Origin of the sequence: Vibrio genomosp. F10 str. ZF-129 (genome assembly GCF_000287055.2) — a bacterium.
Taxonomy (GTDB): Bacteria; Pseudomonadota; Gammaproteobacteria; order Enterobacterales; family Vibrionaceae; genus Vibrio.
The window spans coordinates 21,849-47,342 of sequence record NZ_AJYQ02000016.1; the positions used below are offsets into that span (position 1 = coordinate 21,849).

At 44.9% G+C, this 25,494-nt stretch carries 36 protein-coding genes; 30 read left to right on the forward strand and 6 right to left on the reverse strand.

Going from position 1 to position 25,494, the window contains the following annotated elements:
- Positions 1–30 precede the first annotated feature (30 nt).
- The gene (locus A1QO_RS02335; protein ID WP_017039282.1) at positions 31–822 is read left to right on the forward strand and encodes a DUF1338 domain-containing protein; all 792 of its coding nucleotides are present in this window, start codon (positions 31–33) and stop codon (positions 820–822) included.
- A 162-nt stretch (positions 823–984) separates the two neighbouring features.
- Here A1QO_RS02335 and crp read toward each other — a convergent pair whose 3' ends face one another.
- The 6 genes from crp to A1QO_RS02365 form a co-directional block, all read right to left on the reverse strand.
- Positions 985–1,617 carry a cAMP-activated global transcriptional regulator CRP gene (gene crp / locus A1QO_RS02340; protein WP_017036097.1) on the reverse strand — a complete coding sequence of 211 codons (633 nt, stop codon included), beginning with the start codon at positions 1,615–1,617 and terminating at the stop codon, positions 985–987.
- Positions 1,618–1,879: 262 nt separating this feature from the next.
- Positions 1,880–2,749 carry a phosphoribulokinase gene (locus tag A1QO_RS02345; protein ID WP_017036096.1) on the reverse strand — a complete coding sequence of 290 codons (870 nt, stop codon included), beginning with the start codon at positions 2,747–2,749 and terminating at the stop codon, positions 1,880–1,882.
- A 128-nt stretch (positions 2,750–2,877) separates the two neighbouring features.
- Positions 2,878–3,090: a YheU family protein gene (locus A1QO_RS02350; RefSeq protein ID WP_017036095.1), complete on the reverse strand. Its 213-nt coding sequence runs from the start codon at positions 3,088–3,090 to the stop codon at positions 2,878–2,880.
- A 6-nt stretch (positions 3,091–3,096) separates the two neighbouring features.
- The gene (locus tag A1QO_RS02355; RefSeq protein WP_017036094.1) at positions 3,097–4,092 is read right to left on the reverse strand and encodes a hydrolase; all 996 of its coding nucleotides are present in this window, start codon (positions 4,090–4,092) and stop codon (positions 3,097–3,099) included.
- A 9-nt stretch (positions 4,093–4,101) separates the two neighbouring features.
- Complete coding sequence (locus A1QO_RS02360; protein WP_017036093.1) at positions 4,102–4,578, reverse strand: TIGR02444 family protein; 477 nt, start codon at positions 4,576–4,578, stop codon at positions 4,102–4,104.
- Positions 4,578–6,497 (reverse strand): ABC transporter ATP-binding protein, encoded by a 1,920-nt coding sequence (locus A1QO_RS02365; protein ID WP_017039281.1) that lies wholly within the window; start codon positions 6,495–6,497, stop codon positions 4,578–4,580. Before A1QO_RS02365 ends, A1QO_RS02360 begins: the two co-directional genes overlap by 1 nt.
- A gap of 142 nt (positions 6,498–6,639) precedes the next feature.
- Here A1QO_RS02365 and kefG point away from each other — a divergent pair, with 142 nt between their 5' ends.
- The 29 genes from kefG (at position 6,640) to rplO (ending at position 25,490) form a co-directional block, all read left to right on the forward strand.
- Entirely contained in the window at positions 6,640–7,266 is a 627-nt protein-coding gene (kefG, locus tag A1QO_RS02370) for a glutathione-regulated potassium-efflux system ancillary protein KefG (protein WP_198926677.1), read from the forward strand.
- Positions 7,256–9,055: a glutathione-regulated potassium-efflux system protein KefB gene (kefB, locus tag A1QO_RS02375; protein WP_017038803.1), complete on the forward strand. Its 1,800-nt coding sequence runs from the start codon at positions 7,256–7,258 to the stop codon at positions 9,053–9,055. The genes kefG and kefB overlap by 11 nt, the downstream gene beginning before the upstream one ends.
- A 51-nt stretch (positions 9,056–9,106) precedes the next feature.
- The gene (locus A1QO_RS02380; protein WP_170746597.1) at positions 9,107–9,313 is read left to right on the forward strand and encodes a YheV family putative zinc ribbon protein; all 207 of its coding nucleotides are present in this window, start codon (positions 9,107–9,109) and stop codon (positions 9,311–9,313) included.
- Positions 9,314–9,422: 109 nt separating this feature from the next.
- Positions 9,423–10,007: a peptidylprolyl isomerase gene (gene slyD, locus A1QO_RS02385; RefSeq protein WP_017036088.1), complete on the forward strand. Its 585-nt coding sequence runs from the start codon at positions 9,423–9,425 to the stop codon at positions 10,005–10,007.
- A gap of 305 nt (positions 10,008–10,312) precedes the next feature.
- The gene (locus A1QO_RS02390) at positions 10,313–11,629 is read left to right on the forward strand and encodes an adenylosuccinate synthase (RefSeq protein ID WP_017036087.1); all 1,317 of its coding nucleotides are present in this window, start codon (positions 10,313–10,315) and stop codon (positions 11,627–11,629) included.
- Positions 11,630–11,862: 233 nt separating this feature from the next.
- Entirely contained in the window at positions 11,863–12,498 is a 636-nt protein-coding gene (motX, locus tag A1QO_RS02395) for a flagellar protein MotX (RefSeq protein ID WP_017036086.1), read from the forward strand.
- Positions 12,499–12,634: 136 nt separating this feature from the next.
- Positions 12,635–15,106: a ribonuclease R gene (gene rnr, locus A1QO_RS02400; RefSeq protein WP_017038804.1), complete on the forward strand. Its 2,472-nt coding sequence runs from the start codon at positions 12,635–12,637 to the stop codon at positions 15,104–15,106.
- Positions 15,107–15,121: 15 nt separating this feature from the next.
- Positions 15,122–15,862, forward strand: coding sequence for a 23S rRNA (guanosine(2251)-2'-O)-methyltransferase RlmB (gene rlmB / locus A1QO_RS02405; protein ID WP_017036084.1), 741 nt, complete (start codon positions 15,122–15,124; stop codon positions 15,860–15,862).
- Positions 15,863–16,337: 475 nt separating this feature from the next.
- Positions 16,338–16,649 carry a 30S ribosomal protein S10 gene (rpsJ, locus tag A1QO_RS02410; RefSeq protein ID WP_001181007.1) on the forward strand — a complete coding sequence of 104 codons (312 nt, stop codon included), beginning with the start codon at positions 16,338–16,340 and terminating at the stop codon, positions 16,647–16,649.
- A 14-nt stretch (positions 16,650–16,663) separates the two neighbouring features.
- The gene (gene rplC / locus A1QO_RS02415) at positions 16,664–17,293 is read left to right on the forward strand and encodes a 50S ribosomal protein L3 (RefSeq protein ID WP_017036083.1); all 630 of its coding nucleotides are present in this window, start codon (positions 16,664–16,666) and stop codon (positions 17,291–17,293) included.
- Positions 17,294–17,309: 16 nt separating this feature from the next.
- A complete protein-coding gene (gene rplD / locus A1QO_RS02420; RefSeq protein ID WP_017036082.1) occupies positions 17,310–17,912 on the forward strand; it encodes a 50S ribosomal protein L4 in 603 nt (200 codons plus the stop codon).
- The gene (rplW, locus tag A1QO_RS02425; RefSeq protein ID WP_017036081.1) at positions 17,909–18,211 is read left to right on the forward strand and encodes a 50S ribosomal protein L23; all 303 of its coding nucleotides are present in this window, start codon (positions 17,909–17,911) and stop codon (positions 18,209–18,211) included. The genes rplD and rplW overlap by 4 nt, the downstream gene beginning before the upstream one ends.
- Positions 18,212–18,226: 15 nt before the next feature.
- The gene (gene rplB, locus A1QO_RS02430) at positions 18,227–19,051 is read left to right on the forward strand and encodes a 50S ribosomal protein L2 (RefSeq protein WP_017036080.1); all 825 of its coding nucleotides are present in this window, start codon (positions 18,227–18,229) and stop codon (positions 19,049–19,051) included.
- Positions 19,052–19,070: 19 nt separating this feature from the next.
- Positions 19,071–19,349: a 30S ribosomal protein S19 gene (rpsS, locus tag A1QO_RS02435; RefSeq protein WP_005435078.1), complete on the forward strand. Its 279-nt coding sequence runs from the start codon at positions 19,071–19,073 to the stop codon at positions 19,347–19,349.
- Positions 19,350–19,358: 9 nt separating this feature from the next.
- Positions 19,359–19,691 carry a 50S ribosomal protein L22 gene (gene rplV, locus A1QO_RS02440; protein ID WP_026026743.1) on the forward strand — a complete coding sequence of 111 codons (333 nt, stop codon included), beginning with the start codon at positions 19,359–19,361 and terminating at the stop codon, positions 19,689–19,691.
- Between the two features lie 16 nt (positions 19,692–19,707).
- Complete coding sequence (gene rpsC, locus A1QO_RS02445) at positions 19,708–20,406, forward strand: 30S ribosomal protein S3 (RefSeq protein WP_017036078.1); 699 nt, start codon at positions 19,708–19,710, stop codon at positions 20,404–20,406.
- An 11-nt stretch (positions 20,407–20,417) separates the two neighbouring features.
- Entirely contained in the window at positions 20,418–20,828 is a 411-nt protein-coding gene (gene rplP, locus A1QO_RS02450) for a 50S ribosomal protein L16 (protein WP_017036077.1), read from the forward strand.
- A complete protein-coding gene (rpmC, locus tag A1QO_RS02455; protein WP_017036076.1) occupies positions 20,828–21,019 on the forward strand; it encodes a 50S ribosomal protein L29 in 192 nt (63 codons plus the stop codon). The genes rplP and rpmC overlap by 1 nt, the downstream gene beginning before the upstream one ends.
- Entirely contained in the window at positions 21,019–21,273 is a 255-nt protein-coding gene (rpsQ, locus tag A1QO_RS02460) for a 30S ribosomal protein S17 (protein WP_017036075.1), read from the forward strand. Before rpmC ends, rpsQ begins: the two co-directional genes overlap by 1 nt.
- A 161-nt stretch (positions 21,274–21,434) precedes the next feature.
- Positions 21,435–21,806, forward strand: coding sequence for a 50S ribosomal protein L14 (gene rplN / locus A1QO_RS02465; RefSeq protein ID WP_017036074.1), 372 nt, complete (start codon positions 21,435–21,437; stop codon positions 21,804–21,806).
- Between the two features lie 11 nt (positions 21,807–21,817).
- The gene (gene rplX, locus A1QO_RS02470) at positions 21,818–22,135 is read left to right on the forward strand and encodes a 50S ribosomal protein L24 (RefSeq protein WP_017036073.1); all 318 of its coding nucleotides are present in this window, start codon (positions 21,818–21,820) and stop codon (positions 22,133–22,135) included.
- A gap of 25 nt (positions 22,136–22,160) precedes the next feature.
- Positions 22,161–22,700 (forward strand): 50S ribosomal protein L5, encoded by a 540-nt coding sequence (rplE, locus tag A1QO_RS02475; protein WP_017036072.1) that lies wholly within the window; start codon positions 22,161–22,163, stop codon positions 22,698–22,700.
- A 17-nt stretch (positions 22,701–22,717) separates the two neighbouring features.
- The gene (rpsN, locus tag A1QO_RS02480) at positions 22,718–23,023 is read left to right on the forward strand and encodes a 30S ribosomal protein S14 (RefSeq protein ID WP_017036071.1); all 306 of its coding nucleotides are present in this window, start codon (positions 22,718–22,720) and stop codon (positions 23,021–23,023) included.
- A 29-nt stretch (positions 23,024–23,052) separates the two neighbouring features.
- A complete protein-coding gene (rpsH, locus tag A1QO_RS02485) occupies positions 23,053–23,445 on the forward strand; it encodes a 30S ribosomal protein S8 (protein WP_017036070.1) in 393 nt (130 codons plus the stop codon).
- A gap of 10 nt (positions 23,446–23,455) precedes the next feature.
- On the forward strand, positions 23,456–23,989 hold the full coding sequence (gene rplF, locus A1QO_RS02490; protein WP_017036069.1) for a 50S ribosomal protein L6: 534 nt from the start codon (positions 23,456–23,458) through the stop codon (positions 23,987–23,989).
- 9 nt (positions 23,990–23,998) lie between these two features.
- Positions 23,999–24,352, forward strand: a complete 354-nt coding sequence (rplR, locus tag A1QO_RS02495) for a 50S ribosomal protein L18 (RefSeq protein ID WP_017036068.1) — start codon at positions 23,999–24,001, stop codon at positions 24,350–24,352.
- Positions 24,353–24,366: 14 nt separating this feature from the next.
- Positions 24,367–24,867: a 30S ribosomal protein S5 gene (rpsE, locus tag A1QO_RS02500; RefSeq protein ID WP_017036067.1), complete on the forward strand. Its 501-nt coding sequence runs from the start codon at positions 24,367–24,369 to the stop codon at positions 24,865–24,867.
- A 6-nt stretch (positions 24,868–24,873) separates the two neighbouring features.
- On the forward strand, positions 24,874–25,050 hold the full coding sequence (rpmD, locus tag A1QO_RS02505) for a 50S ribosomal protein L30 (RefSeq protein ID WP_017036066.1): 177 nt from the start codon (positions 24,874–24,876) through the stop codon (positions 25,048–25,050).
- A gap of 5 nt (positions 25,051–25,055) precedes the next feature.
- Positions 25,056–25,490 (forward strand): 50S ribosomal protein L15, encoded by a 435-nt coding sequence (gene rplO / locus A1QO_RS02510; protein ID WP_017036065.1) that lies wholly within the window; start codon positions 25,056–25,058, stop codon positions 25,488–25,490.
- Positions 25,491–25,494 lie beyond the last annotated feature (4 nt).

A 25,494-nucleotide genomic window follows, 5' to 3' on the forward strand; every position in this document is an offset into this window, starting at 1 on the left:
TATATATCATCACCGAATTAAGGACTCGTTATGACACCGGATACTTTATTTACGGCTTTATGGAATGATTATATTGAGCGTCTGTGCCCATCGGCTGAGATTGTGCATAAATTGCTGCGCGAAGAGGACGTTTTGATTAATGACCATATCGCCTTGAGGACCTTCAATTCTTCTCGTCTTGGTATTGCTACGTTAGCGAAGCCATTTTTGGATGTTGGGTACGTGGCATGCGGTGACTATGAGTTCGAGAGTAAAAAACTCGTCGCGAAACACTATGAACACCCTGACCCGAAGCAACCGAAAGTGTTTATTAGTGAGCTTAAAGTGGATGAGTGTTCAAGTGAGTTACAACAGATCGTTGCTAAGCTTGTTGAGCAAGTGGATCACAGTAAGCTGAAAGGTCATGAATTCTTGTTTGGTGGGCGTCTTTGGGATCTAAGTGATACTGATTATCAAACATTAGCCGGCGAGAGTGAATATGCAGCATGGCTAGCGGCCCATGGTTATGGGGCCAATCACTTTACTGTGAGTGTGAATCAACTCAATCAATTTTCAGAAGTGAAAGACGTCAACGATCATCTTCGCCAAGCGGGTTTTAAGATAAATGAATCGGGTGGCGAAGTGAAAGGCTCACCAGAGGTGTTGCTTGAGCAGTCTTCGACGATGGCCGATAAGGTCGAGGTGACATTTAGCGATGGCACTAAATCGATCCCAGGTGGCTTTTACGAGTTTGCCAAGCGTTATCCGATGGCAAATGGTGAACTTTACACGGGTTTTGTGGCAGCTTCAGCCGATAAGATTTTTGAAAGTACTGATAGCTAAGTACAAAGTATTATAATAGCTAAGTGAAAAGTACTAATAGCCAATAGAACCGTTTTTCGTTTTGATTTGTGGTCGACAATATAAAAAACGATAGACATAAAAAAGCCACCCAAATTACTGAGGGTGGCTTTCTAATTTTTATCAATTTCTAATCATTAGAAATTAACGAGTTCCGTATACAACGATAGTTTTACCGTGTGCAGAAATTAGGTTCTGTTCTTCTAGCATCTTCAAGATACGACCAACGGTCTCACGAGAACAGCCAACGATTTGACCAATCTCTTGACGAGTGATCTTAATCTGCATGCCGTCAGGGTGAGTCATTGCATCAGGTTGTTTTGCTAGGTTAAGAAGCGTTTGTGCAATACGGCCAGTCACATCTAGGAAGGCTAAATCACCCACTTTTTGGCTTGTCACTTGTAGACGGTTAGCCATTTGTGATGAAAGACGCATTAGAATGTCTGGGTTAACTTGGATAAGTTGACGGAATTTCTTGAAAGAAATCTCAGCAACTTCACAAGGAGATTTAGCACGAACCCATGCAGTACGCTCTTGATCTTCTTCAAACAAGCCTAGCTCGCCAATAAAATCACCTTGGTTTAGGTAAGAAAGAATCATTTCCTTACCTTCTTCATCCTTGATCAGTACCGCTACAGAACCTTTAACGATGTAGTACAACGTTTCGGCTTTTTCACCGGCGTGAATTAGCGTGCTTTTTGAAGGGTACTTATGAATATGACAGTGTGAAAGAAACCACTCTAGTGTTGGATCTGTTTGAGGTTTACCTAAAACCATAATATCTCACTTCCTCTGAAGGTGTGCTTGTCGCTTTCCGCGGTGTGCTTGTCGCTTTCCATACAGTCAGCTAGCCTAAAATAAGCCTGCTTAGGATAAGAGCACGTTATTCATGCTACAAGCTATCTAGTATCTCGGTTAAGAATAGTATCCTTTTTTACTTCAAATTTCTTGATTTTAATCGCTTCTGTGCGCGGTTATTTTACGCAAAAATGTGCACATGATCACGGTATGAAAAGTAATCGACTTCTTTGATGAGCGTTTATCCAATTTTCCCGGTTTCGATCAGCTGCTGTAGGATTGGTCTTGCAATCAGTTCCATCGCAAAGCTCATCTTCCCACCTGGTACCACCAATGTATTGTGTCGTGACATGAATGAGCCATCAATCATAGCGAGGAGGTATGGGAAGTCGACGTTCTTTATGCCACGTAAACGAATGACGACAAAACTTTCATCCAGACTTGGGATGCCTTTTGCGTTAAGTGGGTTTGATGTATCAACTGTAGGAACGCGCTGAAAGTTAATATGAGTGCGAGAAAACTGAGGGGTAATATAATTTAGGTAATCATCCATAGATCGCACAATCGAATCCATGACGGCTTCACGTGAATGGCCACGGTCTCGCGTGTCTCGAACAAACTTTTGAATCCACTCTAAATTCACAATCGGCACCATGCCTATGAGTAGATCAACATGTTGGGCAACATTGACATCCCCGTCGACAACGCCACCATGCAGTCCTTCGTAAAACAGCACATCTGAGTCTTGAGGCAAATCTTGCCACGGTGTGAAGGTGCCGGGCATTTGGTTATAGGGCACCGCTTCATCGAAGGTATGAAGGTAACGTCGTACCTGCCCAGTTCCTTCGTTACCGTAAGTACGGAAAAATTCCTCTAGGGTAGGAAAGTCGTTGGCCAGCGGGCCAAAGTAACTGATGTGTTTACCTTGTTCTCTGGACTTTCGAATCTCCACATCCATTTCTGGTCGAGTGAAGCGATGAAAACTGTCACCTTCCACCCAAGCTGGTTTCACGTTCATCATATTGAACATTTTGCGAAACGCTTCTGATGTGGTGGTGGTTCCTGCTCCAGAAGAGCCCGTTACCGCGATAATAGGATGTTTTGCTGACATGACTAACCTTGTCGTAAATGTAACTTACTTGTTGAGTATTCAATAAATCTTAACGTTAGCGTTTCACTATAGCATGCCAAATGGAAAGGTCTACGCCAGTAAGGTGAGTGAAACGAAAAGCGAGAAGGCTATAGCGATTCACGCATTTTTATGTCGACTGTTTCATGCAACTCTGAGAACACAACCGTCGCATCGCCACTTTTAAGTAACGTTTTTACCTGTTCAACTTTATCTTGCAAAGAGCATTCAATCTCTCCGTAATCGGTTCCTTCACGAAGGACAAACTCCTTAATAAGGTTTTCTAAAGTATCGTTTTCTATTTGCTGCCAAGGAATGATCATAGTGGCCTATTCGTGGTTTTGATTGGATGGTGCGTGCTTTAATGTTTCGTAATAATCGGGGAGAACGTGTTCTAACCAGAAATTTGGCTTCGTTAAACTCCCTGAGATAAACCCAACATGGCCGCCATGCTCCAACAACTGGTAGTCGATGTTATCGGGTAAAATGAAACTTGGTATCACCGCCTGGGTCATAAAGGGATCGTCTTTGGCATGAATGATCTGCAAGGGTAAGGTGATCTCTTGTAATCGATGAATACCAGAGCAACGTTGATAATAGCTCTGCGCACTTTCAAAACCATGTAAGGGCGCAGTAATCAGCTCATCAAATTCATACAACTTGGAGATGCGCTTAATACGTTGATAAGAAAGCCCAAGCTCACCTTTAAGCAGGCGGTGTTTGTGCAGAGCGCTTTTTTTCAAAGAAGAGACTAAATAACGCCGATATACTTTTGAAAACCCTTGCTCAATTCGCTCAGAACATGCTGATAGATCCAGTGGTGCGGACACTATGGTCGCCGCATCCAACAATGGATTGTCTTTGTAGTGAGCAAGATAGTTGACCAACATGTTGCCACCCAGTGAGATACCGACGGACACTTTCGTATTGGTAGGAAAACGCATGTTTAGGTAATTCAGAAAAAACCGAGCGTCTTCTATTTCGCCAGAATGATACGCTCGTGCGAGGTTATTCGGTTTTCCACTGCAACCGCGAAAGTGCATCATAACCGAAAGCCACCCTTGCTTGGCAAAAGCTTGCATTAATCCATTGGCGTATGGGCTATAAAAGCTGCCCTCTAATCCGTGAAATAGCACAAAAATGGGCTTTTGTATGGCACTCTCTGATAGCGGGTCTTCACTCCAGGCTAGGTCAACAAAATCACCATCTGGCGTGTCTAGCGTCTGCCAGACAGGTTCAAATAAGGCATTTTTACGTATGAAGCGTGGCACAATGGTTTGTAGATGCGGGTTTTTTATTCCCGTAGCTGGATGAAATTGAGTCATAGTGGACCGTTAGTGTTTGTCGCAAGGCGCTGGAGCTGAAAAAGCTTGGTATAGGTGCTCACCACCCAGTTGACGGCAGTAGCGTTGCGTGAGTGATTGGTGCTCGCAATGGTTCAAAGGAATCCCATTAATGCAATCAACGAGATCAGATTGTTGTTGTTTTTCTAGTTGAAGCTCAAATTGCAACGATTCGCGATAAAGCGTATCGGGAACATGGCGTTTGAGTTTCCGCCTTAGCTCTCGGTAGCTATGAAGCAAGGCCTCTGAGCGCCCAAGACACTCTTCAACTTTGTGCCAGTCTTCATCTTGAAAACTGACGTTTTGTTCATCTAACCATTTCAGAAGTAGCAATAAATTGACGTTGCCATGGAACTGATTTTGAAGCTCTAAACACGCCTGCTTAACCTCATGCACACTATAGTACTGAAGACTAAACTGCCACAGCCTTTCAAGTGTTAAGGAGATATTTGCGCGTGTTTGAGTCATTACTGGTTATATTCCTCTTCCATCTGTTCTAGAGCTTCTTGCTCGGTCATCCACTCCATTTCAACCTGTTCGAGTTGAGATTTACTGGTTGCCTGAAGTGCGAGTACTTCATTAAGCTTAGCTTTATTTTCAGCATCATAAAGAGAAGTGTCTGACAAATGCTGCTCAGCAATGGCAATCGCTTCATTGAGCTTATCCATACTCTTCTCTAACTTCGTGAGGTTTTTTCTTAGTGGCGAGGTCAGTTTTCTAAATTCTGCATCACGACGCTTTTGCTCTTTTTTCCCGGCAGCACTATTGCTGCTGCTTTTCTCTGGTAAGTCTGCTTGCGCTTCTTTACGTTCAATTTTCTGTTGTTCAGTGAGCCACTTATAGTAATCACTAAGATCACCATCAAAAGGGGCGACCTGGCGATCGTGGACCAAATACAGATCGTCAGTTGTCGCTCGAAGTAAGTAACGATCGTGACTGACAATCACCATGGCCCCTTCAAAGGTCTGCAGGGCAAACGTCAGAGCTTGGCGCATATCCAAATCAAGGTGGTTGGTCGGTTCATCGAGTAGCAATAGATTCGGTTTTTGCCACACAACGAGAGCGAGAACAAGGCGTGCTTTTTCTCCGCCAGAAAAGGGCGCCACTTTATCCAGTGCCTTTTCGCCCTGGAAACCAAAGCTACCTAGGTAATCGCGCAGTTGCTGCTCGGTCTTACCAGGCGCTATCTGCATCATATGCTGTAACGGCGTTTCATCAGGATGTAAGGTTTCGAGTTGATGCTGAGCAAAGTAACCAATTTTAACGCCTTGAGAATACCCTAAATCACCTGATTGAGGCTTTAATTCACCAGAGAGGAGTTTGATTAAGGTTGATTTACCTGCCCCATTGCGCCCTAAAAGACCGATACGACTACCGGGAACAAGATTGAGACGGATTTTTTCTAAGATCAGAGTGTTATCGTACCCTGTACTGACATCATCCATCATCATGATTGGATTAGGTAGGGCGGCTGGCTCTTTAAATTCAAAACTGAATGGGTTATCAAATTGCGCGGGCAGCACTTTTTCCATTTTCTCTAACGCTTTAATTCGACTTTGAGCTTGTCGTGCTTTCGACGCTTTGTATCGAAAGCGATCAATATAGCTTTGCATATGCGTCATTTGTTTCTGCTGCTTTTGGAACATCGCTTGCTGTAAAATCAGCTTTTGCGCTCGTTGTGTTTCAAAAGAAGAGTAGTTACCGGTGTATTCGTTAAGCTGTTGGTTTTCTACATGTACGATTCGGCCAACGATCGGGTCTAGGAAATCTCGGTCATGGGAAATAAGAATCAAGGTGCCAGGGTAGCTTTGTAGCCAGCGCTCAAGCCACATAACCGCATCTAAATCTAAGTGGTTGGTGGGCTCATCGAGAAGTAATAAATCAGAGCGACAAAGAAGCGCTTGAGCAAGGTTGAGGCGCATTCGCCACCCCCCCGAGAATTGGGTCAAACTCCAACTCATTTGCTCCTGGCTAAAGCCCAATCCATCCAGAAGCTCAGCGGCTCTTGAATTAATGGTATAACCACCAATGGTTTCAATTTTTCCGTGCAGTTCTGCTACCAGAGTTCCATTATCAGCGGCTTCTGCATCTAACAGTGCTTGTTCTAGTGCACGATATTCACGATCACCATCAATCACATACTCAAGCGCACCACGTTCAAGTGCCGGTGTTTCTTGTGCTACCCAGGCTAACTCCCAATGAGAAGGTTGGCTAAATGATCCAGCATCGATAGACAGCTCATCTTTGAGTAGAGCAAAAAGTGTGGATTTTCCGCAGCCGTTTTTACCGACTAATCCCACCTTGTCACCAGGGTGGATTGTGGCAGAGGCTTGTTCTAAGAGAGGCTTTCCGCCTCTAAGTAACTGAATGTCAGAAAAGATAATCATAAAATATTAACTTGCACGTGGTGGCATTTATGGCGACAAATAGTAGGTCTAATAAGGATAAATGTCGATCATTATACAAATTGGGTTATGATGCTAAAAAAGAATAACAACTTTACAACATGCTAGGATGATTGCTTGCGAAATGACGGAACTCAATAGCTCAAATCAAAAACCTCTCAAAGTATTAGTGATTTACGCTCACCCTGAGCCTAATAACTCAATCGCTAACCAAGTGATGCTAAAAAAAATCGAATCCCTTGAGCATGTGACGATTCGTGATCTCTATGCCCATTACCCCGACTTTTTTATTGATGTTGCTTTCGAGCACCAGCTTTTGCTAGAGCATGATGTCATTGTGTTTCAACACCCTCTTTATATGTACTCTTGCCCATCACTGCTTAAAGAGTGGTTTGATCGAGTATTGAGTAAGGGGTTTGCTTTTGGTGATACATGTCAATTAGAAAATAAGATTTGGCGCAATGTGATCACCACCGGGGGGAATGCTGAGGCGTTTTGTGAGAAAGGTTACAACAAGTACCCATTAGAACAAATTTTACAACCTTTTGAGTTAATGGCGTCGCTGTGTCGTATGACTTGGGTTGAACCCTTGGTGCTGTATTGGTCGAGAAACGTGACGGATGCAGAACGTTACCAGCATGCTGATTTATATCGTCAATGGTTACAATCTCCAATCACCGCATTCGACGTCACGGTAGAATCTGATCAAATAGACCAGAATGGCACGCAAGGAGACCAGCATGGCAATTGAGTATGATTTTTTGCAAAGCAGTGTCATTTTCCTTACCGCGGCTGTCGTTGCTGTACCGCTAGCGCAACGAGTGGGTTTGGGTTCTGTTTTGGGGTACTTGATCGCGGGTGTCGCAATCGGTCCTTGGGGGCTGGGGTTAATCAGTGATGTGGACGCTATTTTGCACTTTGCTGAGTTTGGTGTTGTTCTATTGTTGTTTCTCATCGGTTTGGAGTTGAACCCGAAAAAGCTATGGCAAATGCGAGGGCCAATTTTAGGTTTAGGGGGCGCTCAGGTGGTGATTACCACAGTCATTATCTCAGCTATCGTTAGTGTGTTTGATCTAAGTTGGCAGGCCAGTCTTGTCATCGGTATGGGGCTCGCGCTCTCTTCTACGGCCATCGCACTGAGGGTAATAGAAGAACGTGGTTTAGCCGGCGGAGAAACAGGCCAGTCAGGTTTTGCGGTGTTACTGTTTCAAGATGTCGCGGTCATTCCTATGTTAGCGATACTGCCGATTCTGGCAGGGAACACAGCAGGGAACTGGCTAGATGCCATCTGGATGCTCGGTGGCGTTGCGGGATTGCTCATTGGCGGCCATTTTCTGCTTCGTCCTTTGTTTCGATATGTTGTGTTGAGTGGTGTCCGAGAGGTCTTTACCATTGCTGCGCTATTATTGGTCATCGGTATTGCGCTGACCATGAAACAACTGGGCTTATCGATGGCATTAGGAACGTTCCTTGCTGGGGTACTTTTAGCCGAAAGTGAATATCGCCACGAGCTAGAAATCGCCATTGAGCCTTTTAAAGGTTTACTACTCGGTCTGTTCTTTATTTCGGTAGGAATGGCTGCCAATCTGGGTTTGTTGGCGTTAGAGCCGATGAAAGTGTTGTTAGCGGTTGCCGGACTTGTCTTTGTTAAAGGTTGGGTGCTTTATCTGCTCGCCCGCTTCTTTGGTATTCGCGCTAAAGCTCGCAGTAAAATGTCCGCGATTCTTAGTCAAGGTGGTGAGTTTGCGTTTGTTATTTTTACTGCCGCTACCGCCGAAGGCCTTCTGAGTGCCGATCAACTGTCGTTCTTGTTGGTTGTCGTGAGTCTATCTATGGTCACGACGCCCATTTTGTTGATGGTTCAAGCAAAGTGGTTTGCCAAATTTTTAAATGCGCAAGAGTCGAGTGGGATCCCATCCGATATCATCAATAAAGAACCGAGAGTCATCATTGCCGGTTTTGGTCGATTTGGTCAGGTTGTTGGGCGATTGATGTACGCCAATAAAATCAAGATTACCGTGTTAGAAAGTGACGCAAGCCAAATTCAGTTATTGAGAAAGTTTGGCTATAAAGTCTTTTATGGTGATGCCACTCAGCTCGATTTATTGCGTGCTGCGGGGGCAGACAAAGCCGAAGCGATCGTCATATGCACCGATACGCCAGATGAAATCATTAAAATCGTAGACTTGTGTAAACAGCACTTTCCAAAGCTAAAAATATTGGCCCGTGCGCGCAGCCGGGTTGAAGCGTATCAATTGCTCAATCATGGCGTCGATAAGTATTCGCGTGAGACCTTTCTAGGTGCATTAGATCTTGGCAAACAGGCATTGATGGAACTAGGGATGCATCCATATCAAGCAAAACGAGCGGAAGCGCACTTTAGAAAGCTGGATAACACAATGTTAAAAGAGTTATTACCTCAGCATAAACAAGACAAACAACTCGCGTTAAGAGCAAAAGAAGCACGCAAAGAGTTGGAAGAGATCTTTGGCCGAGAAATGGATAACGATAGTCAATCTCATAATTATTGGGATAAGTAGTCATGCTGGTGGTGTGAAACCCCAGATACCAAAGGAGTGATTGTGAGTAATATTGAAAAGAAAGCAAAAAAACGCTTTATAGCAGGCGCAAGCTGTCCGAAGTGTCAAGCGCCAGATGCTTTGCGTTGGTGGATAGAGAACAACATTGAAATGGTTGAGTGTGTTGAGTGTCAGCATGTGGATCAGCGTAAACCGAAATCTGTAGATTCTAGTGAACATGCGTCACAGGAAATGATTGGGATTTTTAAGCCGGAATAATTGAGTTTCTTTATTTGATCCCCATAATATAGCCAACTGATTTGGGGAAACTCAAGTCCTGAATTTTTGCTTGGGGAGTGTCTCAAGCTTTAACTGCCTTGGAGCAAATATGAAAATTGAAAAGAACGTTGTCGTTAGCTTGGCATATGAAGTGAAAGTTGAAGGTGCTGTTGTTGATCAATCAACGGCTGATGCGCCTCTTGATTATCTTCATGGTCACAACAATCTGATTACAGGTCTAGAAAGCAAACTAGAAGGTAAGGTAGCTGGCGACAAGTTCTCTGCGACAATCTCTCCTGAAGATGGCTACGGTGAGCACAGTGACGAGCTTGTTCAACGTGTTCCTGCTGATGTCTTCCAAGGCGTCGAAGAAATTGAAGTTGGCATGCGTTTTCTTGCGGATACCGATCAAGGCCCAATCCCTGTCGAAGTGACAGAAGTCGATGGTGATGAAGTTGTGGTAGACGGTAACCATATGCTTGCGGGTCAGACTCTAACATTTGACGTTGAAGTTATTGCTGTTCGTGAAGCAACGGCAGAAGAGCTTGAGCATGGCCATGTTCATAAAGAAGGCGGTTGTGGCGGTCACCATCACGATCATGACCATGAAGGTGGTTGTTGTGGCGGTGAAGGTCATGGCGAGAAAAAAGAAAAAGACGGTTGCTGCGGAAGCGGTAATTGCAGCTCACATTAATTCGTTTGGTCGATAGCGTTTGCCTATAACGCAATGGTCGAGACTAAGCAAAAAGCGCTAACCTGATTAAGATTGGCGCTTTTTTTTGAGGTAGAATTAGGTTACTGAACTCTGATGTATAAACGTATTTCTACGCGAAAAAATACATCTGCAACAGAGCTAGTATTCACATCAGCACTCCCTAGCTTGTTTCTCAAATAGCTCAGTCAGTTAGTGTGACATTGAATAGTTATGATTAAAAAATGACTGCAAGAAGTGTGATTCGATGCTAGAATCCATTTTTAACAACTAACAGAACTGGAAAGATGGGAAATAACGTAGTCGTTCTAGGCACCCAATGGGGTGACGAAGGTAAAGGCAAAATAGTTGACCTTTTAACTGAAGATGCAAAGTATGTTGTTCGCTACCAAGGCGGTCACAATGCAGGTCACACTCTAGTCATTGACGGTGAGAAAACCGTTCTTCACTTAATTCCATCAGGCATCCTTCGTGATAACGTAAAATGTGTTATCGGTAACGGAGTTGTATTATCGCCTGAAGCACTTCTTAAAGAAATGAAACCTCTAGAAGAGCGCGGCATTCCGGTAATGGAACGTCTATTCATTTCTGAAGCTTGTCCACTCATTCTTCCTTATCATATTGCTATTGATCAGGCGCGTGAAATCGCTCTTGGCAAAAAAGCGATTGGCACAACTGGCCGCGGTATTGGTCCAGCATACGAAGATAAAGTTGCTCGTCGCGGTCTTCGCGTTGGTGACCTTTTCGATAAAGCTGCATTTGCTGAAAAATTAAAGAAAGTGATGGAATTCCATAACTTCCAACTTGAGCATTTCTACAAAGTTGACCCAGTTAGCTATGAAGAAGTTCTAGAGCAAGCGATGGGCTATGCTGACATGCTAACGTCAATGGTTATTGATGTAACTGATGAACTTGATGCGGCGCGCAAACGCGGTGATAAGATCATGTTTGAAGGCGCACAAGGCACTTTACTTGATATCGACCACGGTACTTACCCATACGTAACCTCTTCAAACACGACTGCTGGTGGTGTTTCCGCGGGTTCTGGTTTTGGCCCACGTCACATCGGTTACATTCTAGGTATTACTAAAGCTTACTGTACTCGTGTAGGTTCTGGTCCATTCCCAACAGAGCTTTACGATGGCCTTGATAAGCAAGACCCAGTCGGCAAGCACTTGGGTGATGTTGGTCATGAATTTGGCGCGACAACAGGTCGTCTACGCCGTACTGGTTGGTTTGATGCCGTTGCAATGCGTCGTGCTATCCAGATCAACTCTCTTTCGGGTATGTGCCTCACTAAACTAGACGTACTTGATGGCCTAGAAGAGTTGAAAATCTGTACTGGTTACAAGATGAAAGACGGCTCTATCATGGAAGTTTCTCCAATGGCTGCTGAGTCATTTGAAGAAGCAACGCCAATCTACGAAACAATGCCAGGCTGGTCTGAGAATACGTTTGGTGCTCAATCTATCGATGCGCTTCCAAAAGCTGCTCTAGATTACATCAGCCGTATTGAAGAACTGACCGGTGTTCCGATTGATATTGTATCAACGGGTCCAGATCGTAATGAAACAATTATTAAGGTTCACCCATTTAGCGCTTAATGCTAAAGCGAAATGGTTGAAATATAAGTAATTGCAAAAACCGGCCTAAATGGTCGGTTTTTTTATGTTCCGTTTGATGTTATTTTGTTCATCAGTGGCAAGAAGTTGCCGAGCTAGGCAAGTTTTGTCTAAAGAGTTTATCTCTGTTGCCGATACATAAATCAAGCCCATGCCCCCAATGTGAAAGTTCACTATACTGATGGGGCGTTCGGAATTTGATAAAGAGTGCAGATATGAAGCTACGAATAGTGGCAGCTTCGTTAATCGTGGTACTAAGTTCATCATTGAGTCATGCAAAAGTGGCGGAAGTGGGTGAGCCTATTCCCATTTATACTGAAGCTGAATTAATTAAACTGATCGAACAAAATAAGCATCTAGAACGAGTCAAAGCCGATAAATGCCAGTTAGTGGAAGATATCGTTGCTCGAGCGACTCGTATTAGTTTGCCTTCTTACGAATTCCTGTATGGTGACATGCTGGCGTGGGGCGTTTGTGTTGAGCAAGACGTTGAATTAGGCATTTACTATATGGAAAATGCGGCCCATCAAGGTTTGCCTTCGGCCCTTGAACAGCTCGGTCGTTATTATTCTCGTGGTACGTTGGTACAGCAAGATAAAGAACGAGCGATTCCTTATTTGCGTGAAGCCGCCGCTATGGGCAATTTAAACGCTCGCATTCATTTGGCCGAGTTACTTTTACGTGACTATGGCAGCCCTCTCGACTATGAAGATGCGTATCGATGGCTTTATAACTCGATCAGCGCAGACCAACGAACGCATCGGCGTATATCGGTGTTAAGACAAGGTCTGGAAAACCGCATGCCAGAGAATATCATCGCTAGAGCCAAACGGCGCGATACATTCTGGTAATAGTCACTGAGTTTTATTTGTTAATGCCTAGCTTCTGCTAGGCATTTTGTTTCTTAATCTTAAAAGCAATTCTGTAGCTTAATCGAGGACTCAGATATACTTAGAGTTATCCCTCCTTGCTTCAGTAGGCGAGTCTATGTCAGATAAAGTGAATATCGATCCCTTTGCGGATCGTGAATCCAAAAATTACGAAAATCCCGTTCCGAGCAGAGAGTTCATCATTGAATTCCTGAGAGCGGCTAATGTACCAATGAACCGTAACGACCTATTTGAAGCATTAAAGTTGCAAGGAGAAGAGCAATACGAAGGTTTGCGTCGTCGTCTTCGAGCAATGGAGCGAGATGGTCAACTTATCTTTACCCGTCGTCAATGCTACGCATTACCTGAAAAACTGGAACTGGTAAAAGGCCTGGTTATTGGGCACAAAGATGGTTTTGGTTGGGTACGCCCTGAGGGGAGCATAGGTAAAGACAACGATGTGCTGCTACCTCATCACCAAATGCGCAGCATTATTCACGGTGATTTAGTTTTAGTACAACCTGCTGGTACCGATAAGCGCGGTCGCAAAGAGGGGCGTTTAGTTCGAGTATTAGAGGAACGCAAAACACCCCTGGTTGGACGATTCTTCCTTGAATACGGCCACTCTTTTGTCGTGACTGACGATTCACGTATTACCCAAGACATCTTGATCCCAAATGAGCATAAAGGTGGCGCTCGAATGGGGAATGTCGTCGTGATTGAGCTGACAGACCGTGGTACAAAAAGCCGCGGTATGATGGGGAAAGTGACCGAGGTTCTTGGTGAAAATATGGCACCAGGTATGGAAACGCAAATCGCCATCCGCACCCACCAAATACCGAATGAATGGCCAGAGGCTGTCGATAAACAAATTGCTAATCTGGGCGAACATGTACCAGAAGAAGCCAAGGAAGGTCGTGTCGATCTTCGAGATCTTCCTTTAGTCACCATTGATGGTGAAGACGCGCGTGACTTTGATGATGCTGTCTACTGTGAAGCCAAAAAAGGTGGAGGATGGCGTCTTTGGGTCGCGATTGCTGATGTGAGCTATTACGTTCGTACCGACACCGCACTAGACAAAGAAGCGATCAATCGAGGCAACTCGGTTTACTTCCCTTCGCAAGTCGTTCCTATGCTGCCTGAAGTGCTGTCCAACGGATTGTGCTCATTGAACCCGCAAGTTGACCGCTTATGTATGGTTTGTGAAATGACGATCTCGGCAAGTGGTAAGCTGTCGGGTTACAAGCATTATGAAGCGGTAATGAATTCTCATGCTCGACTGACTTACAACAAAGTAGGGTCGATTTTAGATGGCGATGAAGAGCTTCGTCAGCGATACGAAAAAGAAGTTCCTCATTTAGAAGAACTTCATAAAATGTATAAAATTCTAAAGCAAACGCGTGACAAGCGTGGTGCGATTGAATTTGAAACGGTTGAAACTAAATTTATCTTCAATGCGGATCGTAAGATTGATCGTATTGAACCTGTGATTCGCAACGATGCCCATAAAATCATCGAAGAATGCATGATTTTAGCCAATATCGCTTCAGCCTCTTTGGTTGAAAAAGCAAAAGAAGCGGCTCTGTATCGAATACATGAAACTCCAGGGGAAGAAAGACTCACGGGGTTTAAGAGTTTCTTGGCTGAATTGGGCTTAACATTGGAAGGGGGGTTATCGCCATCGCCAACGGATTACGCTCAACTGATGCACCAAATATCAGAGCGAGAAGATAAAGAGCTGATTCAAACCATGCTGTTGCGTTCAATGAAGCAAGCCGTGTATAACGCCGATAACTGTGGGCACTTTGGTTTAGCACTAAAGCGTTATGCCCACTTTACCTCACCAATTCGTCGCTACCCTGATTTGCTTTTACATCGAGCAATCAAATACCTTATCGCTAAAGGCGAAGGACGTAATACTGATCGTTGGACACCAACGGGCGGTTATCATTACTCATTTGATGATATGGACTTTTACGGTGAACAGTGCTCAATGACAGAACGACGGGCAGATGATGCGACGCGTGAAGTCAATGACTGGCTTAAGTGTGAATACATGCAAGACCATGTTGGCGAGGAAATGGATGGCGTTATCGCCAATGTCACCGGCTTTGGATTCTTTGTTCGCTTAACCGAGTTACACATTGATGGGTTAGTTCACATCTCATCACTGGCCAACGACTATTACCAGTTTGATCCTATGGGGCAGCGCCTTGTGGGGGAAAGTGGTGGAATGACCTATCGGTTAGGGGATTCAGTCAAAGTCACGGTAAAAGCCGTTAACCTAGACAGCCGCCAAATTGATTTTGAACTGGTTGGAACCGAAAGAAAAGTTCGCGGAAAAGGCAAGACAACTAAGAAACGTGCAGCGGAAGCGCAAGAAAAAGCCAAAAATAAACGACGAGCGTCAACAAAAGGTCGAACAGACAGAAATAAAGGTTCTGCTGCTAAACCTCTGGTTGAACCGACTAAGCGCCCTGATGGCAGTCATGAAGATAAGCCAAAGAAAGGCACAAGTAAGAAAAAAGCCTCAAAAGGCCGTAAAAAGAAACCACGCACAAGCTCTAGTAAACCTAGTGCAAAGCAGTAATGACTGGATTATAGAATGAGTAACGAATTTATTTATGGCATTCACGCTGTGAAAGCGGTGCTAGAAAAAGACCCTGCAAGGCTGATAGAAGCGTATGTACTAAAGGGGCGTCAGGATGATCGTGTCATGCCTTTGCTACAAGAGCTGCAAGTGTGTGGTGTGTCGATTCAGCAAATGGGCCGTAAAGCGCTGGATGACAAAGCACAAGGTGCGAATCATCAAGGGTTAATCGCAAAAGTGAAAGCCGCCAAGCAGCTAAATGAAAATGACCTTGAAGCCATATTGGAACAACATGAGCAACCTTTGCTGTTGGTTCTCGATGGTGTGACGGATCCGCATAATCTAGGTGCTTGCTTAAGAAATGCGGATGCGGCTGGTGTTGCTGCGGTTATTGTGCCGAAAGACCGTTCATCACCGTTAACTGCGACGGTGAGTAAAGTGGCTTGTGGTGCTGCTGAAACCGTACCGCTAGTAAGAGTGACCAACTTGGCTCGTACAATGCGTGCTCTACAAGAAAAAGGCGTATGGTTTGTGGGAACGGCAGGCGAAGCGACACACAATATCTATCAAGCTAATCTCTCTTCTGGTTCATTAGCGATCGTGATGGGAGCCGAAGGTGACGGCATGCGCCGACTGACTCGTGAAACCTGCGATGATTTGATAAAAATCCCGATGGCGGGCAGCGTATCAAGCTTGAACGTATCTGTAGCTTCTGGTATTTGCCTATTTGAGGCGGTAAGACAACGTCTCGCCTAATTCAGTAAAAGACAAAAAGATAAGTTGAAAAGAGGATTAAGAGAGGACGTTTGTCTTTTCTGACCTCTTTTTCTCTTATGACTATCCTTCTTTATCCTCTCTCCTTCTTTGTTATTAAGCATCTTCGATTAATATTCAAACAACCCTTGCATGTGAAACTGTGATCTGTATAATGCACCGCACTGGTTAAGCCAGTTGTGAACCAATGAGCATCGAGGAGCTAACTTTTCGTCAGATAAGTTAGGTAATGTAAACTCAGCTTATGTTCGCGGTTAATACAATTATCTATTTATCTTTCGAGATAACTATACTAAAGGTGACTTTAGCCATAGGGATAGCTAATCGAAAATTAACTGACAATGCGTCCTAATCTTGGATGCTACGGTTTCACATAAATCAATCGGCATTCTCTCGTTTTAACGAGTTTGAGTGGCGATATTGTTTGTGTAATATTTAATTATTGGAGCTCTGTCTCATGCAGAACCAACGCATTCGAATCCGCCTTAAAGCATTTGATTACAAGCTAATCGATGCTTCTACTGCGGAAATCGTAGAAACAGCAAAGCGTACCGGCGCACAGGTTCGTGGTCCTATTCCACTACCTACTCGTAAAGAGCGTTTCACTGTTCTTATCTCTCCACACGTCAACAAAGATGCACGTGACCAGTACGAAATTCGTACTCACAAGCGTTTGATCGACATCGTTGAGCCAACAGATAAAACTGTTGACGCTCTTATGCGTTTAGATCTTGCTGCAGGCGTTGATGTACAAATCAGCCTAGGTTAAGGGAGATTAGAATAATGATTGGTCTAGTCGGACGTAAAGTGGGTATGACCCGCGTATTTACCGAAGAAGGCGTTTCTATCCCAGTAACTGTTGTTGAGGTTGAAGCTAACCGTGTTTCTCAAGTACGTACTATTGAGAACGACGGCTACGCAGCAATCCAAGTAACTGCTGGTACTAAGAAAGCTAACCGTGTATCTAAGCCAGAAGCTGGTCACTTTGCGAAAGCAGGTGTTGAAGCTGGTCGCGGTCTTTGGGAATTCCGTTTAGAAAACGGAGAAGAGTTTGAAGTTGGCGCTGAGCTAAACGTAGAACTATTCAATGAAATTAAGAAAGTAGACGTTACTGGTACATCTAAAGGTAAAGGCTTCCAAGGCGCTATCAAGCGTTGGAATTTCTCTACTCAAGATATGACTCACGGTAACTCTTTGTCTCACCGTGCACCGGGTTCAATTGGCCAATGTCAAACTCCAGGTCGCGTATTCAAAGGCAAAAAAATGGCAGGTCACATGGGTGCTGAGCGTGTAACGACTCAAAACCTAGAGATCGTACGTGTTGACGCTGAGCGCAATCTTCTCCTTATTAAAGGTGCAGTACCGGGCTCAACAGGTGGCAACGTGATCGTAAAACCAGCTATTAAAGCATAACGTCTAGGAGTAAGTAATGGAATTGATGGTTAAAGGTGCTGATGCACTAACTGTTTCCGAAACTACTTTCGGACGTGAGTTCAACGAAGCCCTTGTTCACCAAGTAGTTGTTGCATTTGCAGCAGGTGCTCGTCAAGGTACTCGTGCTCAAAAGACGCGTTCAGAAGTTTCTGGCGGTGGCGCTAAGCCATGGCGTCAAAAAGGTACTGGCCGTGCACGTGCTGGTACAATTCGTAGCCCAATCTGGCGTACAGGTGGTGTTACTTTTGCTGCGAAACCACAAGATCACAGCCAAAAAGTTAACAAGAAAATGTACCGCGGTGCTATGAAAAGCATTCTTTCTGAGCTTGTTCGTCAAGAGCGTTTAATCGTTGTTGATAACTTCTCAGTAGAAGCACCAAAAACAAAAGAACTTGTAGCTAAACTTAATGAACTTGAGTTAAGTGATGTTCTAATTGTGACTGCCGAAGTAGATGAGAATCTATTCTTAGCTGCTCGTAACCTGTACAAAGTTGATGCACGTGATGTTGCTGGTATTGATCCTGCAAGTCTAATCGCATTCGACAAGGTTCTAATAACTGCTGAAGCAGTTAAGCAAGTTGAGGAGCTTCTAGCATGATCACTGAAGAGCGTCTACTAAAAGTTCTACGTGCTCCACATATCTCTGAAAAAGCAACTATGGCTGCTGAGAAAGCGAACACTATCGTTTTCAAAGTATCTATCGATGCAACTAAGAAAGAGATCAAAGCAGCTGTAGAGAAGCTATTTGAAGTTGAAGTTAAGTCTGTAAATACTCTTATTACTAAGGGTAAGACCAAACGTCAAGGTCTACGCCAAGGTCGCCGCAGCGACGTTAAGAAAGCGTACGTTACCTTGAACGAAGGTCAAGATCTTGACTTCGTTGGCGGTGCTGAGTAACAGGAGTAGTTAAAAATGGCTATTGTTAAATGTAAGCCGACTTCCCCTGGTCGTCGTCACGTTGTTAAAGTTGTTAACGCTGACCTACACAAGGGTAAGCCATACGCACCACTTCTAGAGAAAAACTCTAAGAATGGTGGTCGTAATAACAACGGTCGTATTACAGTACGTCACATCGGTGGTGGTCATAAGCACCATTACCGTCTAGTTGACTTCAAACGTACTAAAGACGGTATCCCAGCGAAAGTTGAGCGTCTAGAATACGATCCAAACCGTAGCGCTAACATCGCTCTAGTTCTGTACGCAGACGGTGAGCGTCGTTACATTATCGCACCTAAAGGTGTTAACGCAGGTGACCAGATCCAATCAGGTCCTGATGCGCCAATTAAAGCAGGTAACACTCTGCCATTGCGCAACATTCCAGTAGGTTCTACTGTACACTGTGTTGAACTTAAGCCTGGTAAAGGTGCACAGCTAGCTCGTTCGGCTGGTGCTTATGCTCAAATCGTCGCTCGCGACGGTGCATACGTTACTCTCCGTCTACGTTCTGGCGAAATGCGCAAAGTACTTTCTGAAGGCCGTGCAACGGTCGGTGAAGTTGGTAACTCTGAGCATATGCTACGTGAATTAGGTAAAGCTGGTGCTAGTCGCTGGCGTGGTGTTCGTCCAACCGTTCGCGGTGTGGTAATGAACCCGGTTGATCACCCACACGGTGGTGGTGAAGGACGCACATCTGGCGGTCGTCACCCTGTATCACCATGGGGCCAACCTACCAAAGGCTTCAAGACTCGTAAAAACAAACGCACCGACAAGTACATTGTACGTCGTCGCACTAAATAATCTATAAAGAGGAATCGCCATGCCACGTTCTCTCAAGAAAGGTCCTTTTATTGACCTACACTTGCTGAAGAAGGTAGAGAAAGCGGTGGAAAGCGGAGACAAAAAGCCTATTAAGACTTGGTCCCGTCGCTCAATGATCATCCCAACAATGATTGGTTTGACCATCGCTGTCCATAATGGTCGTCAGCACGTTCCAGTATTTGTTACCGAAGAAATGATCGGTCACAAACTGGGCGAATTCGCACCAACTCGTACTTATCGCGGCCACGCTGCAGATAAGAAAGCTAAGAAGCGTTAGGAGTAGATGATGGAAGCACTAGCTAAACATAACTTTGCTCGCATTTCGCCTCAGAAAGCTCGCTTAGTTGCAGACCAAATTCGCGGTAAATCTGTTGATCAGGCTCTAGAAATTTTGACGTTCAGCAACAAAAAAGCTGCTGTACTGATTAAGAAAGTTCTTGAATCAGCAATCGCTAACGCGGAACACAACGAAGGTGCAGATATCGACGATCTAAATGTCGCTAAAATCTTCGTAGACGAAGGCCCTATCATGAAGCGTATTATGCCTCGTGCTAAAGGTCGTGCGGATCGTATCTTGAAGCGTTCAAGCCACATCAGTATTGTTGTAGCTGATCGCTAGACTAGGAGAGTAAGCAATGGGTCAGAAAGTACATCCTAATGGCATTCGCCTTGGCATCGTTAAGCCTTGGAATGCTACATGGTTTGCTAATACCAAAGATTTCGCTGCCAACCTAGACGGCGACTTCAAGGTACGTCAGTTCTTAACTAAAGAGCTGAAAAAAGCATCTCTATCACGCATCGTTATCGAGCGTCCTGCTAAGAGTATTCGTGTGACTATTCACACTGCTCGCCCAGGTGTTGTTATCGGTAAGAAAGGTGAAGACGTAGAAAAACTACGCGCAGCTGTAGCAAAAATCGCAGGTGTACCAGCGCAAATTAACATCGCTGAAGTACGTAAGCCTGAGCTTGATGCTCAACTTGTGGGTGATAGCATCGCGTCTCAACTAGAGCGTCGTGTTATGTTCCGTCGTGCTATGAAGCGCGCGGTACAAAATGCTATGCGTCTAGGCGCTAAAGGCATCAAAGTGGAAGTAAGCGGTCGTCTTGGCGGCGCTGAAATCGCACGTTCTGAGTGGTACCGTGAAGGCCGCGTGCCTCTACACACTCTACGTGCAGACATTGATTATGCAACTTCTTCGGCTCACACCCAATACGGTGTGATCGGCATTAAAACTTGGATCTTCAAAGGTGAGATTCTAGGTGGTATGCCAGCAGCTAACGCTGTTGAGCCAAAAGGCGACAAGCCTAAGAAGCAGCGTAAAGGCCGTAAGTAAGGAGTCGACAGATGCTACAACCTAAACGTACTAAGTTCCGCAAGGTTATGACTGGTCGCAACCGTGGTCTAGCTAAAGGTACAGATGTAAGCTTCGGCACATTTGGTCTTAAAGCTGTTGGCCGTGGTCGTCTGACTGCTCGTCAAATTGAAGCGGCACGTCGTGCAATGACGCGTCACGTTAAGCGTCAAGGTAAAATCTGGATCCGTGTGTTCCCAGATAAGCCGATCACTGAAAAACCACTTGAAGTTCGTCAAGGTAAGGGTAAGGGTTCAGTTGCATACTGGGTTGCCCAAGTCCAACCTGGAAAGGTTATGTACGAAATGGACGGTGTACCTGAAGAATTGGCTCGTGAAGCGTTCCGTCTTGCGGCTCGCAAACTGCCGTTCAAAACTACATTTGTAACTAAGCAGGTGATGTGATGAAAGCACAAGATCTACGCGAGAAAAACGTTGAAGAGCTTAATGCTGAGCTATTAGAATTGCTACGTGAACAGTTTAACTTGCGCATGCAAGCTGCGACTGGTCAACTTCAGCAAACTCATACTCTAAAAGCTGTACGCCGTGACATCGCACGTGTGAAAACTGTTTTGACTGAAAAGGCAGGCGCATAATGAGCGAACAGAAACGTACCCAGCAAGGTCGTGTTGTTAGCGATAAGATGGACAAGTCTATCGTTGTTGCTATCGAACGCACAGTGAAACACCCTATCTACGGTAAGTACACTAAGCGTACGACTAAAGTACACGCACACGATGAAAACAACGAATGTGGCCTAGGCGACAAAGTTGAAATTTCTGAGTGTCGTCCTCTGTCTAAGACTAAGTCTTGGACATTGGTATCAGTCTTAGAAAAAGCGAAAGGTTAATTTCGATTTTTCTTTGATGATCAAGCGGCTCCAGATTATTTTTGGAGCCGCTTGTTTTTTGTCTACCCAATCGAAAGAAAGGGTGGTACAATTCGCGTCCCTTATATATAGGGCAGCCCGACCCGAGAGGGTCTAGTATTAATATTTAGCGGAGCACTAACATGATCCAAATGCAAAGTACACTCGACGCTGCGGATAATTCCGGCGCTCGTAGAGTAATGTGTATTAAGGTCCTGGGTGGTTCACATCGCCGTTATGCACATATCGGAGACGTCATTAAAGTTACTGTTAAGGAAGCAATTCCTCGCGGTAAAGTTAAGAAAGGTGACGTTCTGAAAGCGGTGGTCGTGCGCACTCGTAAAGGCGTTCGTCGTCCAGACGGTTCTGTCATTCGCTTCGACCGAAATGCTTGCGTATTGTTGAATGACACTACTGAGCAACCAGTCGGCACACGTATCTTTGGTCCTGTGACTCGTGAACTTCGTAATGCGAAATTCATGAAAATTGTGTCACTTGCACCAGAAGTTCTGTAAGGAGCGGCAACATGGCAGCTAAAATCCGTCAAAATGACGAAGTAATCGTTCTTGCTGGGAAAGACAAAGGCAAGAAAGGTAAAGTAACTAAGGTATTGGTTACTGGTAAGTTAATCGTTGAAGGTATCAACCTTGTTAAAAAACACCAAAAGCCTGTACCGGCTCTAGGTCAACAAGGTGGCATCGTTGAACAAGAAGCAGCTATTGATGCTTCTAACGTTGCAGTCTTTAACGCGGCTACTGGTAAAGCAGACCGTATCGGTTTCCGTATCGAAGATGGAAAGAAAGTTCGTTTCTTTAAATCTAACGGCGAAATCGTTTCTAACTAATTAGAATGTAATTTGGAGTTCTACTATGGCGAAACTGCATGATTACTACAAGTCGTCTGTAGTCGCTGAACTGACCAAAGAGTTCAGCTACTCAAGCGTCATGCAAGTCCCTAGGATTGATAAAATCACCCTAAACATGGGCGTTGGTGAAGCAATCAACGATAAGAAACTGCTTGAAAACGCAGCTGCTGATATGGCAATGATCTCAGGTCAAAAGCCACTTATCACTAAAGCGCGTAAATCTGTTGCAGGTTTCAAAATTCGTGAAGGCTACCCAATTGGTTGTAAAGTAACCTTACGTGGCGAACGTATGTGGGAGTTTCTGGAGCGTCTAGTTTCAATTGCTCTTCCACGTGTACGTGACTTCCGTGGTGTTAGCGCTAAGTCTTTTGACGGACGCGGTAACTACAGCATGGGCGTTCGCGAGCAAATCATCTTCCCGGAAATCGACTACGATAAAGTAGATCGTATTCGCGGTCTTGATATTACTATCACGACGACTGCTAAATCCGATGAGGAAGGGCGCGCTCTGCTGACTGCATTTAACTTCCCATTCCGTAAGTAAGGTGAAGGGTTACTGTTATGGCTAAACAATCAATGAAAGCACGTGAAGCTAAACGTGCCAAACTAGTAGCAAAGTTCGCTGTAAAGCGTTCTGCGTTAAAAGTTATCATTAGCGATGTAAACGCATCAGAAGAAGATCGTTGGAATGCAGTTCTTAAATTGCAGTCTCTTCCACGTGATTCAAGTGCATCTCGTCAGAGAAACCGTTGCGCCCAAACTGGTCGTCCACACGGTTTCCTGCGTAAGTTCGGTCTAAGCCGTATTAAGGTTCGTGAAGCTTGCATGAAAGGCGAGATTCCGGGACTTCGTAAGGCTAGCTGGTAATTGCCACTTAATCATTTGGAGTAAATCTTATGAGCATGCAAGATCCGATTTCGGATATGCTGACCCGAGTACGTAACGGTCAGGCAGCAAATAAAGTTGCTGTTACAATGCCTTCTTCAAAGCTTAAAGTTGCAATTGCTGCACTACTTAAAGCTGAAGGTTACGTTGCTGATTTCGCTGTAAACAGCGAAGTAAAACCAGAGCTAGAAGTTACTCTTAAGTACTTCCAAGCTAAACCAGTAATTGAGCAAATCCAACGTGTTTCACGTCCTGGCCTGCGCGTCTACAAGAATAAAGACTCGCTTCCGTCAGTGATGGGTGGACTTGGTATTGCTGTCGTTTCCACTTCCAAAGGTCTTATGACTGATCGCGCTGCACGTAAAGCCGGTCTTGGTGGTGAAATCATCTGTTACGTCGCTTAAGGAGTAGACTATGTCTCGTGTTGCTAAAGCACCTGTCGCTATTCCAACCGGCGTAGAGGTGAAATTGAATGGCCAAGAAATCACTGTAAAAGGTGGTAAGGGTGAATTAACTCGCGTTCTAAACAACGCTGTAGTTATTGCGCAGGAAGAAAACAACCTAACTTTCGGTCCACGCGAAGGTGTTTCTAACGCTTGGGCACAAGCAGGTACTGCTCGTGCACTAGTGAACAACATGGTTGTTGGTGTTACTGTAGGCTTCACTAAGAAGCTGACTCTTAAAGGTGTAGGTTACCGTGCTGCTATGAAAGGCAACGCTGTAGGTCTAACCCTTGGCTTCTCCCATCCGGTAGAGCATGCTCTTCCAGAAGGTATTAAGGCTGAATGCCCTAGCCAAACTGAGATCGTTATTACTGGTTGCGACAAGCAATTAGTAGGTCAAGTTGCGGCGGACATTCGTTCTTATCGTGAGCCTGAGCCTTATAAAGGCAAAGGTGTTCGTTACGCCGATGAAATCGTGCGTACTAAAGAAGCTAAGAAGAAGTAAGGTAACACTATGGATAAGAAAGCATCTCGCATCCGTCGTGCTACACGCGCACGTCGTAAGATTGCAGAACTGGGTGCAACTCGCCTAGTAGTACACCGTACTCCTCGTCACGTGTACGCTCAGGTTATCGCATCTAATGGCTCTGAAGTTATCGCTGCAGCGTCTACAGTAGAAAAAGCGATCCGTGAGCAAATTAAGAACACTGGTAACATCGATGCAGCACAAGCAGTAGGTAAAGCTATTGCAGAGCGCGCTCTTGAGAAAGGCGTAGCTTCAGTTGCATTTGATCGTTCTGGTTTCCAATACCACGGTCGAGTAGCGGCGCTAGCAGAATCTGCTCGCGAAGCTGGTCTGAAATTCTAAGGTAGGGTTGGAAGATGGCTAAAGAACAACAACAAGCAAGTGATTTGCAAGAAAAACTGATCGCAGTTAACCGTGTTTCTAAAACGGTTAAAGGTGGTCGAATCATGAGCTTCACAGCACTAACAGTAGTTGGTGATGGTAATGGTCGCATTGGTTTCGGTTACGGCAAAGCACGTGAAGTACCAGCTGCGATTCAAAAAGCAATGGAAAAAGCGCGTCGTAACATGGTTACTATCGCACTTAACGAAGGCACTCTTCACCACGCGGTGAAAGGTCGTCACTCGGGCTCTAAAGTTTACATGCAACCTGCAGCAGAAGGTACTGGTGTTATCGCCGGTGGTGCTATGCGTGCAGTACTTGAAGTTGCTGGCGTACACAACGTACTTGCGAAAGCGTACGGTTCTACAAACCCAATCAACGTTGTTCGCGCAACAGTTGCTGGTCTAGTAGATGTTAAGTCGCCAGAAATGGTTGCTGCTAAGCGTGGTCTAACTGTTGAAAGTATTTCGGAGTAGAACACGATGGCAACTATTAAAGTAACTCAAACTAAAAGCTCAATTGGTCGCCTACCTAAGCATAAAGCATGCTTAAAGGGTTTAGGCCTTCGTCGCATCAACCATACAGTAGAACTTGAAGATACTCCGTGTACACGCGGTATGATCAACAAGGTTTACTACATGGTTAAGATTGAGGAGTAATCAGAATGCGTTTGAATACTCTATCACCGGCTGCTGGCTCTAAACCTTCTAAGAAGCGTGTAGGTCGTGGTATCGGTTCTGGCCTTGGTAAAACAGGTGGCCGCGGTCACAAAGGTCAAAAGTCACGTTCTGGCGGCTCTGTTCGTCCAGGCTTTGAAGGCGGTCAAATGCCTTTGAAACAGCGTTTACCTAAATTCGGTTTCACTTCTCGTAAGAGCCTAGTGTCTGCTGAAGTTCGTCTAGCTGAGCTAGCGAAAGTAACGGGTGACGTTGTTGATCTTAACAGCCTTAAAGCTGCTAACATCATCACTAAGAACATCGAATTTGCAAAAATCGTTCTTTCTGGTGAAATTGGTAAAGCGGTAACTGTTAAAGGTCTACGCGTGACTAAAGGCGCTAAAGCTGCAATCGAAGCTGCAGGCGGTAAAATCGAGGAATAATCTC